This is a genomic window from Tsukamurella paurometabola, from assembly GCF_900631615.1.
Classification (GTDB): domain Bacteria; phylum Actinomycetota; class Actinomycetes; order Mycobacteriales; family Mycobacteriaceae; genus Tsukamurella; species Tsukamurella paurometabola_A.
Window position 1 is genome coordinate 3,690,532 of sequence record NZ_LR131273.1, and the last position, 13,605, is coordinate 3,704,136.

Consider the following 13,605-nt stretch of genomic DNA (forward strand, 5'->3'; position numbering starts at 1 on the left):
CGACGAATCCGGCCGCCCTCCGGGCGCCGGGCGCGGTACCGTGGACCGTACGTCCATCAGGTGTCGTGAACTACAGACCTGTGCAGTAATCACTGACGAAGGAGCGATGTGAGCGAGAACGACAAGGGCAACGAATCGGCCCCCGTTGAGACCACTTCGGTGTTCCGCGCCGACATCATCCGCGAGATGGACGCCTCCGGCGGCCCCGAGAACGATGCGCCCGTCCAGGGCCTCGAGAACCTCCCGGCCGGCGCCGCCCTGCTCGTGGTGAAGCGCGGCCCGAACGCGGGTTCCCGCTTCCTGCTGGACCAGGAGACGACCTCCGCCGGTCGCCATCCCGACAGCGACATCTTCCTCGACGACGTGACCGTGTCGCGTCGGCACGCCGAGTTCCGCTCGGTCGAGGGCGGCTTCACCGTCGTGGACGTGGGCAGCCTGAACGGTACGTACGTCAATCGCGAGCCGGTGGACGCCTCGCCGCTCGCGCACGGCGACGAGGTCCAGATCGGCAAGTTCCGCCTGGTCTTCTTCGTCCCGGCGGCCGGCTGACCCCAGTGACGGCCCCACGCCAGGAATCGGCGGCCCCGAGCGCGATGTCGATCGGGGCCGTCCTCGAGCGCCTTCGTGACGAGTTCCCGGACGTGACCATCTCCAAGATCCGATTCCTCGAGTCGGAGGGGCTGGTCACACCCGACCGGTCCCCGTCGGGGTACCGGCGGTTCTCGCCGAAGGACTGTGAGCGGCTCAGGTACGTGCTCACCGCGCAGCGCGACTACTACCTGCCGCTGAAGATCATCAAGGAGCAGCTGGACGCGCACGACCGCGGCGAGACCGTCGAGGGTCCCGCGCCGCGTGCGCCCCGGGCGCTCGCCTCGGTGTCGTCGAAGACGGCGCCCGCCACGGACTTCTCGGCGCGCCGGCAGACCCGGATCAGCCGCGCCGATCTGCTCGCCCGGTCCGGGGCCGACGAGGCCTTCCTCCGGGAGCTCGAGCGCTCGGCACTGCTCACCTCCGGCAAGGCCGGCTTCTTCGACGAGGACGCGGTCGCCCTGGTGCAGGCCGCTAAGGCGCTCGCCGAGTACGGCCTGGAGGCGCGGCACCTGCGCGCCTTCAAGACCTCCGCCGACCGCGAGGCCGGCCTCATCGCGCAGATCGCCAATCCCGTCGCTCGCGGCGGAGACGCCGGTGCCGCGGAGCGCGCGGCCGAGCTGGTGCGCGAGCTCGCCGCGCTCTCGGTCACCTTCCACACCCAGTTGGTCAAGGCCGCCGTCAAGGACGCGGTGCGCTGACGCCCCGCCTCGGGGCCGCTTCGCTCCGGCAACGGGGTCTCGGGCTCCGGGCAACCGGGCGTCGGCGCTCGGTCCGGCCGTCGCGCCGGTAAGCTGGAACCATGATCGAGATGACCGTCGCGGGCATCCGGATGGACCCGCCGCAGAACGATCCCGTGCTGCTCCTGCGGGAGGTCTCGGGACCCCGGTACCTGCCCATCTGGATCGGTCAGGGCGAGGCCACCGCGATCGCGATCAAGCTGCAGGGCGTCGAGCCGCGGCGCCCGCTGACGCACGATCTCATCGCCGACCTGCTCGAGACTCTGGGGCGTTCCCTCACCGAGGTGCGCATCACCGGGCTGCAGGAGGGCACGTTCTTCGCGGACCTGGTGCTCGACGGTGACCAGACCGTCTCGGCCCGCCCGTCGGACTCGGTCGCCATGGCCGTGCGGCTGGAGGTCCCCATCTTCGCGGAGGAGGAGGTGCTCGCCGAGGCGGGCCTCCTGCTGCCCGACGAGGAGATCGACGCGGAGACAACCGATTCCGGTGAGGAGCCGCCCGCCGACGAGGAGGTCGAGGCGTTCAAGGAGTTCCTCGATTCGATCTCCGCCGACGACTTCAAGGCGCCGGGCGACTCCTGAATCGGGCGGCGGCCCGAGGTCACGATTCGATCTCGACCTCAACTTCAACTTGAGGGTGTCGGTGTGTCGCGTTGATTCGGCGCTCTCCGCCCCCTAGCGTTCACGCCGAACACCGCGAATGGCACCGAGGGAATTACACCGACGGCCTCCACGCGGGAGGCGTACTCTCAGGAGTGCGCACGGACCTCACGAGGGAGACGGCAGTGACCGATCAGGACGGCACCGGGCAGAACGCGCCGCAGGCGGAGACCGCCGCGGGGACGCAGGGCACGCTCGAGGACATCGCCCCGGGGCTGTTCCCGAACGACACCATCCCGGACGAACTCCTCGGCTATCGCGGCCCCAGCGCCTGCCAGATCGCCGGCATCACGTACCGGCAGCTCGACTACTGGGCCCGCACCTCGCTCGTCGTGCCCTCCATCCGCAGCGCGGGCGGCTCCGGCACCCAGCGGCTGTACTCCTTCAAGGACGTCCTCGTCCTGAAGATCGTCAAGCGCCTGCTCGACACCGGCATCTCCCTGCAGAACATCCGCGTCGCCGTCGACCACCTCCGCCAGCGCGGCGTCGAGGACCTGGCGCGCATCACGCTCTTCTCCGACGGCACCACGGTCTATGAGTGCACGAGCGCCGAGGAGGTCGTCGACCTCCTGCAACACGGCCAGGGCGTCTTCGGTATCGCCGTCTCCGGCGCCATGCGTGAGCTCACCGGCACCATCGCCGACTTCCCGGGTGAGCGCGCCGACGGCGTGGCGGCCGAGGCCGCTCCCGAGGACGAGCTGGCCTCACGGCGTCGCAACCGCGCCCGCGCCACCGGATAATTCGTTCGACGCCCCCCGGGCCGCCGCCTAGTTTGGGCGGTATGGCCCACATCGCGATGTTCTCCATCCCCGCGCCGGGGCACGTGTTCCCGTCGTTGGATCTGCTCGCGGAGCTGGTGCGCCGCGGGCACCGGGTGACCTACGCGAACGACCCGCTCATGCGGACGTCGATCGAAGCCACCGGTGCCGAGCTCAAGCCCTACCGCTCGTCGCTGCCCGCGCTCGGTGAGGCGGCGGGCGCGGAGCACCAGGAGGCGTTCGCCGGCGACGTCATCGACCAGCTGCGGATCTTCGCCGACGAGTACGAGACGCAGCTCCCGCAGTGGTTCGACCTGTACGAGGACGACCGCCCCGACCTGATCCTCTACGACATCGCCGGTGCGATGAGCGTCGTCCTCGCCCGGACCTGGGGGATCCCCACCCTGCAGGTCTCGCCGACCTACGTGGCGTGGGAGGGCTACGACGAGGACATGGCGGACTTCCACACCATGCTCCGGACCGACCCGCGCGGCGTCGCGATGCTCGAGCAGGAGCGCGCGCTGCTCGCGCGGTACGGCGTCGAGGAGGACCCGCTGCGATTCCTCGGCAGCCCCGAGCGGTCGCTCGTGCTGATCGCTCCGTCGATGCAGCCGAACGCCGACCGCGTGGACCGCGCCGTCTACACCTTCACCGGACCGGCCCGGCGGGTGCCCGAGGCACCGTCGGGCGACGCCGACCGCAGGACGACGCTCCTGGTGTCCTTCGGCTCCGCGTTCACCGACCAGCCGGAGGTCTACCGGGCCGCGTGCGATCTCGCCGCATTGCGGCCCGACTGGCGGGTGATCCTCCAGGTGGGCGGCCGGACCGACCGGGAATCCGTCGTCGGGGCCGACGGTGCCCGCGCCGCGAACGTCGAGGTCCATCCGTGGGTGCGGCAGTTCGAGCTGCTGGCCGAGACGGACGTCTTCCTCACCCACGCCGGGATGGGCGGCAGCACGGAGGCGCTGCTCACGGGGACGCCGGTGATCACCGCGCCGCAGGCCGTCGACCAGTTCGACAACGCGTCGATGCTCGAGACGGCCGGGATCGCGGTCCCGATCCCCGACGAGGTGTCGGGCGAGGCGCTGGGCGCCGCCTGTGACGCAGCGCTCGCGCTCACCGGGCGGGCGCGAGAACTCGCGGCCGAGCTCGCCGAGCTGGGCGGACTCCCGCGGGCCGTCGAGGTCGTCGAGGCGCGCCTCCCCGCCTGACGTCACCGTACGGGCGTCTTGTTGAAATGCGTTAGAATCTCCGTGCGTCGCAACACCGCGTGGGAGAGCCCAGCGGGCACCGTCGAGCACGGGCCCAGGGCGCCGAAGGAGCAACACCTCTCCGTCAATCTCTCAGGCACCAGGACCGCGTGGGTTGGGCGCCTCTGGAGCCGCCGGCGACTGAGGGAGAGGGCACCCGGCCCGGAGGTCCCCAGTGTCCGACACCAGTCCCGTGAGCAACTTCCCCGCGCGCCACATCGGCCCGGACGCGAGCGAGCTCGAGCAGATCCTGCGCGTCATCGGCGTCGACAGCCTCGACGACCTGGCCCGCGCGGCGGTCCCGTCGGCGATCCTCGACCCGGAGGGCGACAACGGCCTCGGTGCCCTGCCCGCCCCCGTCGACGAGCACGAGGCCCTCGCCGAGCTGCGCGCCCTCGCCGACCGCAACACCGTGGACCGCTCCATGATCGGTCTCGGCTACTACGACACGCTGACCCCGCCGGTGCTGCTGCGCAACATCATCGAGAACCCGGCCTGGTACACCGCCTACACGCCGTACCAGCCGGAGATCAGCCAGGGCCGCCTCGAGGCCCTCCTCAACTTCCAGACCATGGTCTCCGACCTCACCGGCATGGAGATCGCGAACAGCTCCATGCTCGACGAGGCCACCGCCGCCGCCGAGGCCATGACCCTGCTGCGCCGCGCCGGCAAGTCCAAGAGCCCGCGGCTCGTCGTCGACCGCGATGTCTTCCCGCAGACCCTCGCGGTGATCGAGACCCGCGCCGAACCGCTCGGCATCGAGGTGCTCGTCCACGACCTGAGCGCTGGGCTGCCCGAGGGCGAGTTCTTCGGCGTGATCCTGCAGACCCCCGGCGCGTCGGGCCGGATCGCCGATGTCCGGGCCGTCATCGACGGTGCCCACGAGCGGGGCGCGCTCGTGGCCGTCGGCGCCGACCTGCTGGCGATGACCCTGCTGACGCCTCCCGGCGAGCAGGGCGCCGATGCCTGCTTCGGCACGACGCAGCGCTTCGGCGTGCCGCTCGGCTTCGGCGGTCCCCACGCCGGCTACCTCGCGGTGCATGCCAAGCACGCCCGCCAGATCCCCGGCCGTCTCGTGGGCGTCTCCGTCGACGCGGACGGCAACCTCGCCTACCGGCTGGCACTGCAGACGCGCGAGCAGCACATCCGCCGCGAGAAGGCCACCAGCAACATCTGTACCGCGCAGGTGCTCCTGGCCGTCCTCGCCGCGATGTACGCGAGCTACCACGGCCCCGAGGGGCTGAAGGCCATCGCGCGCCGCGTGCACAATCGCGCGAAGCTGTTCGCCGAGGCCCTGGGCGACGCCGTGGTGCACACGGCGTTCTTCGACACCGTGCTCGTGAACGTTCCCGGCCGCGCGGACGACGTGCTCGCCGCCGCCAAGGCCGCCGGTTACAACCTGTGGCGCGTCGACGACGACCACGTCTCCGTCGCCTTCGACGAGACCAGCACGATCATGGACGTCGCCCAGCTCGGCGTCGCGTTCGGCATCACGAATGCCGGTGGACTGTACGACGACGGCGCACCGTCGAACATCGAGAACCGGACCTCCGAGTTCCTGACGCACCCGGCGTTCCACGCCTACCGCACCGAGACGGCGATGCTGCGCTACCTGCGCAAACTGTCCGACAAGGACATCGCGCTCGACCGCTCGATGATCCCGCTGGGCTCGTGCACCATGAAGCTCAATGCGACCGCCGAGATGGAGTCCATCACCTGGCCCGAGTTCTCGCGGCTGCACCCGTTCGCGCCCGCCGCGGACAGCGAGGGCATCCGCGCACTGATCGCGCAGCTCGAGGAGTGGCTGGTCGCGATCACCGGCTACGACAACGTCTCGCTGCAGCCGAACGCCGGCTCGCAGGGCGAGTACGCGGGCCTGCTCGCGATCCGCAACTACCACCTCTCGCGCGGAGATGCGCACCGCACCGTCTGCCTGATCCCGTCGTCGGCGCACGGCACGAACGCGGCGTCGGCCGTGATGGCGGGCCTCAAGGTCGTCGTGGTCGCCTCGCGCGAGTCCGGCGACGTGGACACCGCGGACCTCAAGGAGAAGATCGCCAAGCACGCCGACGAGCTCGCGGCGATCATGATCACCTACCCGTCCACACACGGCGTGTACGAGCACGAGGTGCGCGAGATCTGCGGCGCGGTCCACGAGGCCGGCGGGCAGGTCTACGTCGACGGTGCCAATATGAATGCCCTGGTCGGGCTCGCCCGGCCCGGCAAGTTCGGCGGCGACGTCTCGCACCTGAACCTGCACAAGACCTTCTGCATCCCGCACGGCGGAGGCGGCCCCGGCGTGGGCCCGATCGGCGTCCGCAGCCACCTCGCGCCGTTCCTGCCGGGGCACCCGCTCGAGCCGTCGCTCGGCACCGGACCCACGATCTCCGCGGCCCCCTTCGGCAGCGCCTCGATCCTCCCGATCACCTGGGCGTACATCCGCATGATGGGCGCCTCGGGCCTGCGTCGCGCGACGCTGACCGCCATCGCGTCGGCGAACTACATCGCGGCGCGCCTGAACGACTCCTTCCCGGTGCTCTACACCGGCGAGAACGGTCGCGTGGCGCACGAGTGCATCCTCGACGTGCGCGGCATCTCGAAGGAGACCGGCGTCTCCATCGACGACGTCGCGAAGCGCCTGGCCGACTACGGTTTCCACGCGCCGACGATGAGCTTCCCCGTCGCGGGCACGCTCATGGTCGAGCCCACGGAGAGCGAGTCGCTCGGCGAGATCGACGAGTTCTGCGACGCGATGATCGCCATCCGCGCCGAGATCGCCCGCGTGGCGTCGGGGGAGTGGCCGGTCGACGACAACCCGCTGCGCGGCGCCCCGCACACCGCGGAGTGCCTGGTGGGCGAGTGGGAGCATCCGTACTCGCGGGAGGTCGCGGTGTATCCGCAGGGCCTGCCGTCCGGCGGCGCCCGCGCCAAGGTGTGGCCGTCCGTGCGACGGATCGACGGTGTGTACGGCGACCGCAACCTGGTCTGCTCGTGCCCGCCGATCGAGGCGTTCGCGGAGTAGCGCGCAACCGCGACCTCGTTCCGGTATTTGATGATCTAAACTCGTGATCATGGATCACCGGTTCGTTCTGGGCTCGCATGCGGCGCGGCGCCGCCGGCCGGTGCCGGCATGATCGACTTCCTGTGGGGTCTCGCCGGCTCGATGGTCGGCATGATCGTGACGTCGGTGATCCTGGCGTGCGTGCTGGCCGCGGTACCGGGCAGCGACACCGCCGCCCCGACCCGGGGTGACAAGGTCATCGGGTTCATCGTGGGCGTGGTCGCCATCGTCGTGTTCACCGGCGTGGTGAGGAGCCTGGTCGGCGATCCGTCGGAGTTCGTCGACAAACTGGGATTCGGTGCCGGCCTCGCCGTCGTGTTCGGCGCCGAGACGCTGATCGCGCGCATTCGCGGGCACGAGGCCGCCCCGTCGGGGTCGACCCCGCTGGTGACGCGAGCCGGCCGCGGGGAGCGGCCGGGGTGGTTCGTGGTGCCGGCGGTCTTCTCGGAGGCGGTGCATCGCCGCATGTCGGCTCCCGAGGCCCGAGCTCGGTACGTCGTCGCGGCGTACCGTCGGGGCCTGCTGCCCGCGCGGTACGTGCCGGGCCTCGCGGCGGAGTTGGCGCCGCTCCTGCCCTTCTACGGCGCGCCCGCCTGGCGTGCGCTCGCCGAGCACGACGGTGACGGACTGGACGACGAACTCGTCGACCGCGCGGCGCGCGCGATCGATTACATCGTCACCCCGGAACAGGAGTGGGCCGACGCGGTCGAGCGGCTGGTCTACATGGCGATGAGCGGCTCGGACCCCGCGGCCCGACGGGCGACGGCCGAGCTTCTGACACCACCACTGGGGCCGCTCGTGGCCGCGCTCGGCGAGGCGGACCCGCGTCGGTACGACCGCTGGGAACGTGCGGTGGAGCTCCGGGCCACGATCGCGGACGCGTACAACGCGCGCTACGAGGCCCCGGTCGCGGAGGCGGTGCGCCGGCGGTTCGAGGATCCGACGGTGCGCGCCCGGCACCTCATCGCCGGCTACCGGCACGAGCTGATCCGCGCCGGCGACATGCCGAGCGCTGCGGCGGAGTTCTTCGTCGACCTGCCCGGTGCGGGGGAGGCCTGGACGGAACTCGCGATGGCACCGAACGACGTGTGGCGCTCGGACCTCGACCCGATCGTGGACCGGGCCGCCGCCGAGATCGGCTACGACGCGGACGAGAGCGACGAGTCGGTCGCGATCGTCGAGATGGCCGCGTATCGCGCGGTCGTCGACGACGACGTGAAGGGGCAGGGCGGTCCCTTGTGGGAGAAGGGGCTCGACGATCGGGTACCCGCTGTGTTCCGGGAGTTCCTCGACGTGCACGCGATCTACGGATTCGACGTTCCCGAGCAACTCGCCTGCATCCGCTCCGACCTGGCGACGTATCTGAACGACCGGTACGCGTGATCGTGCCGGGGAACGAGCGTGCCCACCCCGGGCTAGCGGAGTGGGCACGTCGTTTCGTCGGGGTATCAGCCCTGAGGGTTCGGGGGCGGCGTGCCGGGGTTCGCCTCACCGCCGGCGGGCGGGGTCTCGCCGGAGGCCTGACCGCCGCCCGTGACGTCCTTGACCTTGTTCACGGCCAGATCGATCTTGTCCTCGTGCCCGGCGAACTTGCCCTTCGCCGCACTGCCGGCCTTGTCGATCACCTTGTTCACCTGATCGGGGTTCTTGCCGAGCAGTTCCTTGATCTTGTCGAGAAGCGCCATGATGCAACCTTCCGGTGGACTCTTCGCTGACCGCCGTCGCTTCTGCTTCACCGCGACGGCCCGCGGCTGTGTTCCTCGTTCACCGTATCCGAGATCGGGGCCGCCGCCGAGATCCCGATCGGGCCGATTCCGGATCGTGCCGGACGAATGCGGCAAATGTGCTTCGCCGCGGGGGCGCCCTGCACAGGCCTTGAGTGTATTCGAACAACCCTGGTGAGATGTATCGAACACGTGTATCGTCATGGTATGGGGCTACCGAGCGCGATCTGCGATCTACCGGGGGAGTTGCTCCCTCCCGGGCTCGTCGGCGCCGGTGGTCAGGAGCGTGCGATCGCGGCGATTCTATTCGAACAACGACGGTGTGAGGGGCTTGCGTATTGCAGGACGATGACTGCGGTCTACGCGCTGCACAGGGTGATGTACGCCGACGATGAGGCCGAGTATCTGGCCCGGCCGGGCGATCTGGCGGGGGCGGTCGAGGCGCGACGAAGCCTCACGGCGGCGGGTGCGGCGTTGGAGGCGCAGGTGTCCACGCTGCTCCGGTTGGGGTCGACGGCCGCGCGGCTCGCGATCGAGACCGCGATCGGATTCGTGGAGCGACTGCCGAGGGTGTTCGCCTTGATCGGCGAGAACGTGATCTCGCCGAAGGCGGGGGAGGTGGCGCTGCACCGTTCCCGAGCGCTCGACGGGGAGCAGGCGCGTCGGTTCGATGCCCTCCTCGCCGAACGACTGACGGTGGAGTACGAGGTGCTGTCACTGCCCGCGCTGCGGGAGGCGGCGGACGAGATCGTCGGGCGGATCGATGCGGAGGCGGCGGAGCGACGGCGGCGAGCCGCGGTCGAGGATCGGCGGGTCACGTTCCGCCCGGAGCAGGACGGCATGGCCGCGGTGTTCGCCCTGATGCCGGCTGAAGACGTGTCTGAGGTACAGGCGCGGGTCGAGCACATGGCGGGCACGGTCTGTGACGCGGATCCGCGGACGCCGCCGCAGCGTCGTGCGGATGGTTGGTTGCAGCTGGCTCGCGGATTCAGCACCCTCGGTTGCCGGTGCGAGGCGCCGGACTGCCGGTACCGCGAGGCACGCTGCCAGGGCGAGCCGGATGCGGACGGGGTGATCACTCGCTTCGTCACGCTGGTCAACGTGGTGATCAACGAGCGGGACATGGTCCGCGACGGCGGCGATCAGCCCACGTGCTCTGCGCGGTCGTCGACCGAGTTCGATCCGCCCTCAGCGGACGATGCGGAGGCGGACATCGAGGTCGCGTCGGGAACGGACACGCGTGATCTGCCGGCGGATGCGTCGGCTTCGGCGTCGACCGGCGACCGGTCGGGGTGGGGGTACCTGGTCGGGCACGGTCTGATCACCGGCGAGCACGCGCGGGAGCTCGCGGCCCGTGACGATGCGAAGATCCAGCCCTTCGGGCAACGGATCCACGACGACCCCGTGCCGGCAGCCGTTGCCCGCCACTCGGGTATCGGCGGCGCGGAACCTCGCGCGGCAGCGGATGCGGAAGGAGACCGCCGAACGGACCTCGGCGACGGCGACCCGCGGGGGCGACTGGACGTCGCAGCGGTGTGGGCCGAGATCGTGGTCCGTCTCGAAGGGCACGAGGGGCCCGGTGACGGTGGGGCATTCGACGATGTCCCGCCCGGTGACGGTCCGTCCGGTGGTGATCCGACGGATGGTGCGGGTGATGGCCCGCCTGGTGGAGGTCCGACGGATCGTGACCCGACGGGTGGTTGCGCCGCCCACGATGACGGGCGCACCCCCACGAGTAACCCGGCGCGCGCCGACGCGGGCGATCCCGGTGCCGTGGTGACCGCGCGGGGGAGCAGTGGATACCGGCCGTCGGCGGATCTGCGGCGGTACGTGCGCCTGGTGTTTCCGCGGTGCGTGTTTCCGTACTGCACCCGGCCGGCTTCGCGGGCGCAGCTCGACCACCGGCGCGAATACGATCACGCCGACCCGGCGCTGGGCGGGGGCACCACGGTCGAGCAGATCCAACCGCTGTGCGTGGCGCACCATCAGCTCAAGACAGCCGGTGAGTGGATCGACGCGCGGCTGCCCGACGGACGGATCCTCTGGACGTCGCCCGACGGACGGCGCTACATCGTCGATCCCAGTGGCACCGTGTTCGCCCTGTTTCCCGATCTACAACGGGTGCGCTGGATCGTCCCGGAGGCTGCGGCACAGTCGATTCCGTGCCGGGACACCGCGCCTCCGGGCGGCCGAACGCGCCTACAGCGCGAGCATGCGCGCCGCGAACGTCTGCGGCAGCGCAACATCGCCGCGATGGAGGCTGAGCTGGATCGCGCGAGAACCCCTGCCAGCACCGTCGAGGAGCACCTCGCCGCCGCGCTCGCGGCGCCCCGACCCCCGCGCCCCGCACCGTCGTTCGACGGTCCGCCGCCGTTCTGAGCCAGCGTTCAGGTCAGCTTCTCGAAGACCATCGTCGCCTGGATCCGGTCGCCGCCGCCGAGCCCTTTGCTTCCCGACGACGCGGTGGTGATGGTATGGAGCCGGTAGCCGAGGGCGGCCTGCTGATTGATCGCCTTCTCGAGCTCGACAAGGTTGCCCGATCCCGTGCCCCACAGCTTCTCCTTGAGAATCACCTGAAGCACCACGTAGCTCATGTTGTTCGCCGCTGGCCTCGGACGGGCGCCAGCAGTCGCTTCCGCCTCGATTCGGTTCACCAACCCGGTCAGGCCTTGCTGTTGCGGTGGCTGTTGAGTCTGGTCCGTCCAGCGCTGGCCATCCCACCAGCGCTGGGTTCCCGAGCCGTCGTCGTACCAACCGGGGGTCGAGTTCGTCATATCCACCTCGCTACTGGATGTCAGGCACCACACGTTTCGCGCAGTGCACGGATCGTAGCGAGAGGATTTCGTGTGGGAGCCGGCATCGCCCTGGAATCCAGTTGCCGCGCCCGAACTGCGACGGCTAGCGACCCTTCAGCGTGTCCGCGAGGGAGATGACGGTCGCGTTGGAGGCGGGAGCCAGCGGCTCGACCGTGCCGAACGCGACGGACGCCGTCTTCGCCGGAGCGGGTTCACCGACCACCCGGAAACCGGCCTCCGCCAGCGGCTTCGCGTTCCCCTGCTGGGTCACGAAGGAGACGAAGTCCGCGGCTGCACGCTCATGGGCGTCCGTGGTGTCCTCCCGGTCGAGGACCGCGGCGGGGTACGTCGCGGATGCGGTCGGGCCCGCGGGGTACACGGCGACCGGCGCCGCCTCGCCCCGGCCGCGCGCGAACGCGGCGAGCTGCTGCTCCGTGACGGGCACGGCGCGCACGGCGTCGCCTGGCTTGGTCAACGCGTCGAGCGCGGCCCCCGCCGTCGTCGACTTCGGTGCATCCTTCGCCCAGCGCGCGAGCGAGCCGGTGACCACCGGGCTCTTCGCGGCCTCGTCGGACAGCGCGGCCCCCGCGGTACGGGCGACGGCGGCACCCACGGTCTGCGCCGCGAGGTAGGTGCCGTCGGCCTCGGCGCCCGTCGGCAGCGCGATCCGCAGCTGATCCTGACGGGCGGGCAGATCCAGCCAGCGCACCTCGTCGAAGGTCTTCCGCGCGGAGCCGCGCACGGCCAGGACCACGGGCGACGACGCGATCGAGGTCGGCTGCCCCGACAACTCGGCGGGCTTGGCCGCCGCGAGGCGCGCCGTCCACACCGTGCTCTCGGGGATCCACAGCGACGGCGCCGGCCCGAGCTTCGGGTCCCACGCGCCGGAGAGGGCGTCCAGCGCGACGGGGGAGTCGATCCCCGTCACCTCGATCTTCGCGCAGTAGTCCGCGGAGACGGTGCCGCTCGCGTTGAAGCTCTCCGCGATGCGGCGCAGCGGGCCGACGAGTGCGGGCGCCGCCGCCACCTGCACCGCGAGGTCGCCGCGCACGCACGAGGCGGCCGCGTCACGGCCCTCCTGCTCCGAGCGGCCCGACAGCCAGACCATCGCGCCGGCGACCGCGGCCACCACCACGACCACCACGATCGCGGCGATCAGCCAGCGGGCGACGCCGCGGGAACCGGTTCCAGAACGATGTGATCCCATCGAGAGCAACCTACCCGAAGACGCCGCGCGGCGGCATCGGGGAGTCCTGTGTGTTCGCGCTGGTGAAGGGCTTCGCGCCGCCGACGAATCGGGTGGCGTCGGGGCCCGCCAGCAGCGTTCCCGGGAACGGATCGCCGGCCAGCCTGCGCGCCAGCCGGTCCGGCACGGCGCCGGCCACCAGCACCAGGTTGCCGAACCGGCGGCCCTTCAGGACCGCCGGCTCGGCCGCGATCGCCACGTCGCCGAAGACCCCGGCGACCGTCGCGGTCACGGACCGGGCGAACGCGAGGGGCGCACCGTCGGCGACGTTGAGCGCCACCACCGCGCCGGCCGCGAGGAGCGGAAGCAGGGAGGCGAAGAACTCCGTGGTGGTCAGTGCGGCCGGGGTGCGCGCGCCGGCGAAGACGTCGACGATCAGCACATCGACGGTGCCGTGCATGCCCGCGGGCAGCACGGATGCGGCCTGCGTGGCGTCGGCGCAGCGGATCTTGATCTGCTCACGCTTCGGCAGCGGGGCGGCGGCGCGGACCGCGTCGATCAGTCCGCGATCGTTCTCCAGCACCTGTTGGCGCGAGCCGGGACGGGTGGCGGCGATGTAGCGGGGCAGCGTGAAGCCGCCGCCGCCGAGGTGCACGGCGGTCACCGGCTCGCCGGCCGGCCGCGCCAGGTCGATGACGTGCCCGATCCGGCGCACGTACTCGAAGACGAGGTTCGTAGGGTCGCCCGTGTCGATGTAGCTCTGCGGCGTCCCGTCGAGCAGGACGGTGAACGCACCGGGCCGGTCGCGATCGGCTTCGACCACGACCGGCCCGGTGTCGGGTTC

12 protein-coding genes and 1 riboswitch are annotated in these 13,605 nt (G+C 71.1%); of the genes, 8 read left to right on the top strand and 4 right to left on the bottom strand.

The genetic code is table 11. The features are described 5' to 3' along the window. Positions 1–108 precede the first annotated feature (108 nt). The 7 genes from odhI (at position 109) to ELY19_RS18490 (ending at position 8,439) form a co-directional block, all read left to right on the top strand. Positions 109–549 carry an oxoglutarate dehydrogenase inhibitor Odhl gene (gene odhI, locus ELY19_RS18460; protein ID WP_126197521.1) on the top strand — a complete coding sequence of 147 codons (441 nt, stop codon included), beginning with the start codon at positions 109–111 and terminating at the stop codon, positions 547–549. A 5-nt stretch (positions 550–554) separates the two neighbouring features. Continuing rightward, positions 555–1,289 (top strand): transcriptional regulator FtsR, encoded by a 735-nt coding sequence (gene ftsR / locus ELY19_RS18465; protein WP_445195058.1) that lies wholly within the window; start codon positions 555–557, stop codon positions 1,287–1,289. 101 nt (positions 1,290–1,390) lie between these two features. Then, entirely contained in the window at positions 1,391–1,909 is a 519-nt protein-coding gene (locus ELY19_RS18470) for a bifunctional nuclease family protein (RefSeq protein ID WP_126197522.1), read from the top strand. A 203-nt stretch (positions 1,910–2,112) separates the two neighbouring features. Then, positions 2,113–2,727 (top strand): MerR family transcriptional regulator, encoded by a 615-nt coding sequence (locus ELY19_RS18475; RefSeq protein ID WP_126197523.1) that lies wholly within the window; start codon positions 2,113–2,115, stop codon positions 2,725–2,727. Between the two features lie 41 nt (positions 2,728–2,768). Then, positions 2,769–3,956 carry a macrolide family glycosyltransferase gene (locus tag ELY19_RS18480; protein WP_227966952.1) on the top strand — a complete coding sequence of 396 codons (1,188 nt, stop codon included), beginning with the start codon at positions 2,769–2,771 and terminating at the stop codon, positions 3,954–3,956. A 50-nt stretch (positions 3,957–4,006) separates the two neighbouring features. Next, positions 4,007–4,114: riboswitch (glycine riboswitch) on the top strand. A gap of 74 nt (positions 4,115–4,188) precedes the next feature. After that, positions 4,189–7,017 (top strand): aminomethyl-transferring glycine dehydrogenase, encoded by a 2,829-nt coding sequence (gene gcvP, locus ELY19_RS18485; protein ID WP_126197524.1) that lies wholly within the window; start codon positions 4,189–4,191, stop codon positions 7,015–7,017. Between the two features lie 108 nt (positions 7,018–7,125). Further along, on the top strand, positions 7,126–8,439 hold the full coding sequence (locus ELY19_RS18490) for a hypothetical protein (RefSeq protein WP_126197525.1): 1,314 nt from the start codon (positions 7,126–7,128) through the stop codon (positions 8,437–8,439). Between the two features lie 65 nt (positions 8,440–8,504). Here ELY19_RS18490 and ELY19_RS18495 read toward each other — a convergent pair whose 3' ends face one another. Then, the gene (locus ELY19_RS18495) at positions 8,505–8,741 is read right to left on the bottom strand and encodes an antitoxin (protein ID WP_126197526.1); all 237 of its coding nucleotides are present in this window, start codon (positions 8,739–8,741) and stop codon (positions 8,505–8,507) included. 246 nt (positions 8,742–8,987) lie between these two features. Between ELY19_RS18495 and ELY19_RS18500 the strand changes: the two genes are divergently transcribed. Further along, positions 8,988–11,159 carry an HNH endonuclease signature motif containing protein gene (locus ELY19_RS18500; RefSeq protein WP_164711648.1) on the top strand — a complete coding sequence of 724 codons (2,172 nt, stop codon included), beginning with the start codon at positions 8,988–8,990 and terminating at the stop codon, positions 11,157–11,159. Between the two features lie 8 nt (positions 11,160–11,167). On the opposite strand, the gene ELY19_RS18505 is transcribed toward ELY19_RS18500, so the two are convergent. The 3 genes from ELY19_RS18505 to ELY19_RS18515 form a co-directional block, all read right to left on the bottom strand. Continuing rightward, on the bottom strand, positions 11,168–11,554 hold the full coding sequence (locus tag ELY19_RS18505; RefSeq protein WP_126197528.1) for a DUF2510 domain-containing protein: 387 nt from the start codon (positions 11,552–11,554) through the stop codon (positions 11,168–11,170). Between the two features lie 124 nt (positions 11,555–11,678). Further along, positions 11,679–12,782, bottom strand: coding sequence for a type 2 periplasmic-binding domain-containing protein (locus tag ELY19_RS18510; RefSeq protein WP_126197529.1), 1,104 nt, complete (start codon positions 12,780–12,782; stop codon positions 11,679–11,681). A gap of 10 nt (positions 12,783–12,792) precedes the next feature. Then, positions 12,793–13,584, bottom strand: a complete 792-nt coding sequence (locus tag ELY19_RS18515) for a spermidine synthase (protein ID WP_227966954.1) — start codon at positions 13,582–13,584, stop codon at positions 12,793–12,795. Positions 13,585–13,605 lie beyond the last annotated feature (21 nt).

What these genes read in the sequence shown, in the direction of transcription:
- ELY19_RS18470 (WP_126197522.1), top strand. Translation starts at nt 1,391, where the DNA reads ATGATCGAGATGACCGTCGCGGGCATCCGGATGGACCCGCCGCAGAAC.
- ELY19_RS18480 (WP_227966952.1), top strand. Translation starts at nt 2,769, where the DNA reads ATGGCCCACATCGCGATGTTCTCCATCCCCGCGCCGGGGCACGTGTTC.
- ELY19_RS18490 (WP_126197525.1), top strand. Translation starts at nt 7,126, where the DNA reads ATGATCGACTTCCTGTGGGGTCTCGCCGGCTCGATGGTCGGCATGATC.
- ELY19_RS18495 (WP_126197526.1), bottom strand. Translation starts at nt 8,741, where the DNA reads ATGGCGCTTCTCGACAAGATCAAGGAACTGCTCGGCAAGAACCCCGAT.
- ELY19_RS18500 (WP_164711648.1), top strand. Translation starts at nt 8,988, where the DNA reads ATGGGGCTACCGAGCGCGATCTGCGATCTACCGGGGGAGTTGCTCCCT.
- ELY19_RS18505 (WP_126197528.1), bottom strand. Translation starts at nt 11,554, where the DNA reads ATGACGAACTCGACCCCCGGTTGGTACGACGACGGCTCGGGAACCCAG.
- ELY19_RS18510 (WP_126197529.1), bottom strand. Translation starts at nt 12,782, where the DNA reads ATGGGATCACATCGTTCTGGAACCGGTTCCCGCGGCGTCGCCCGCTGG.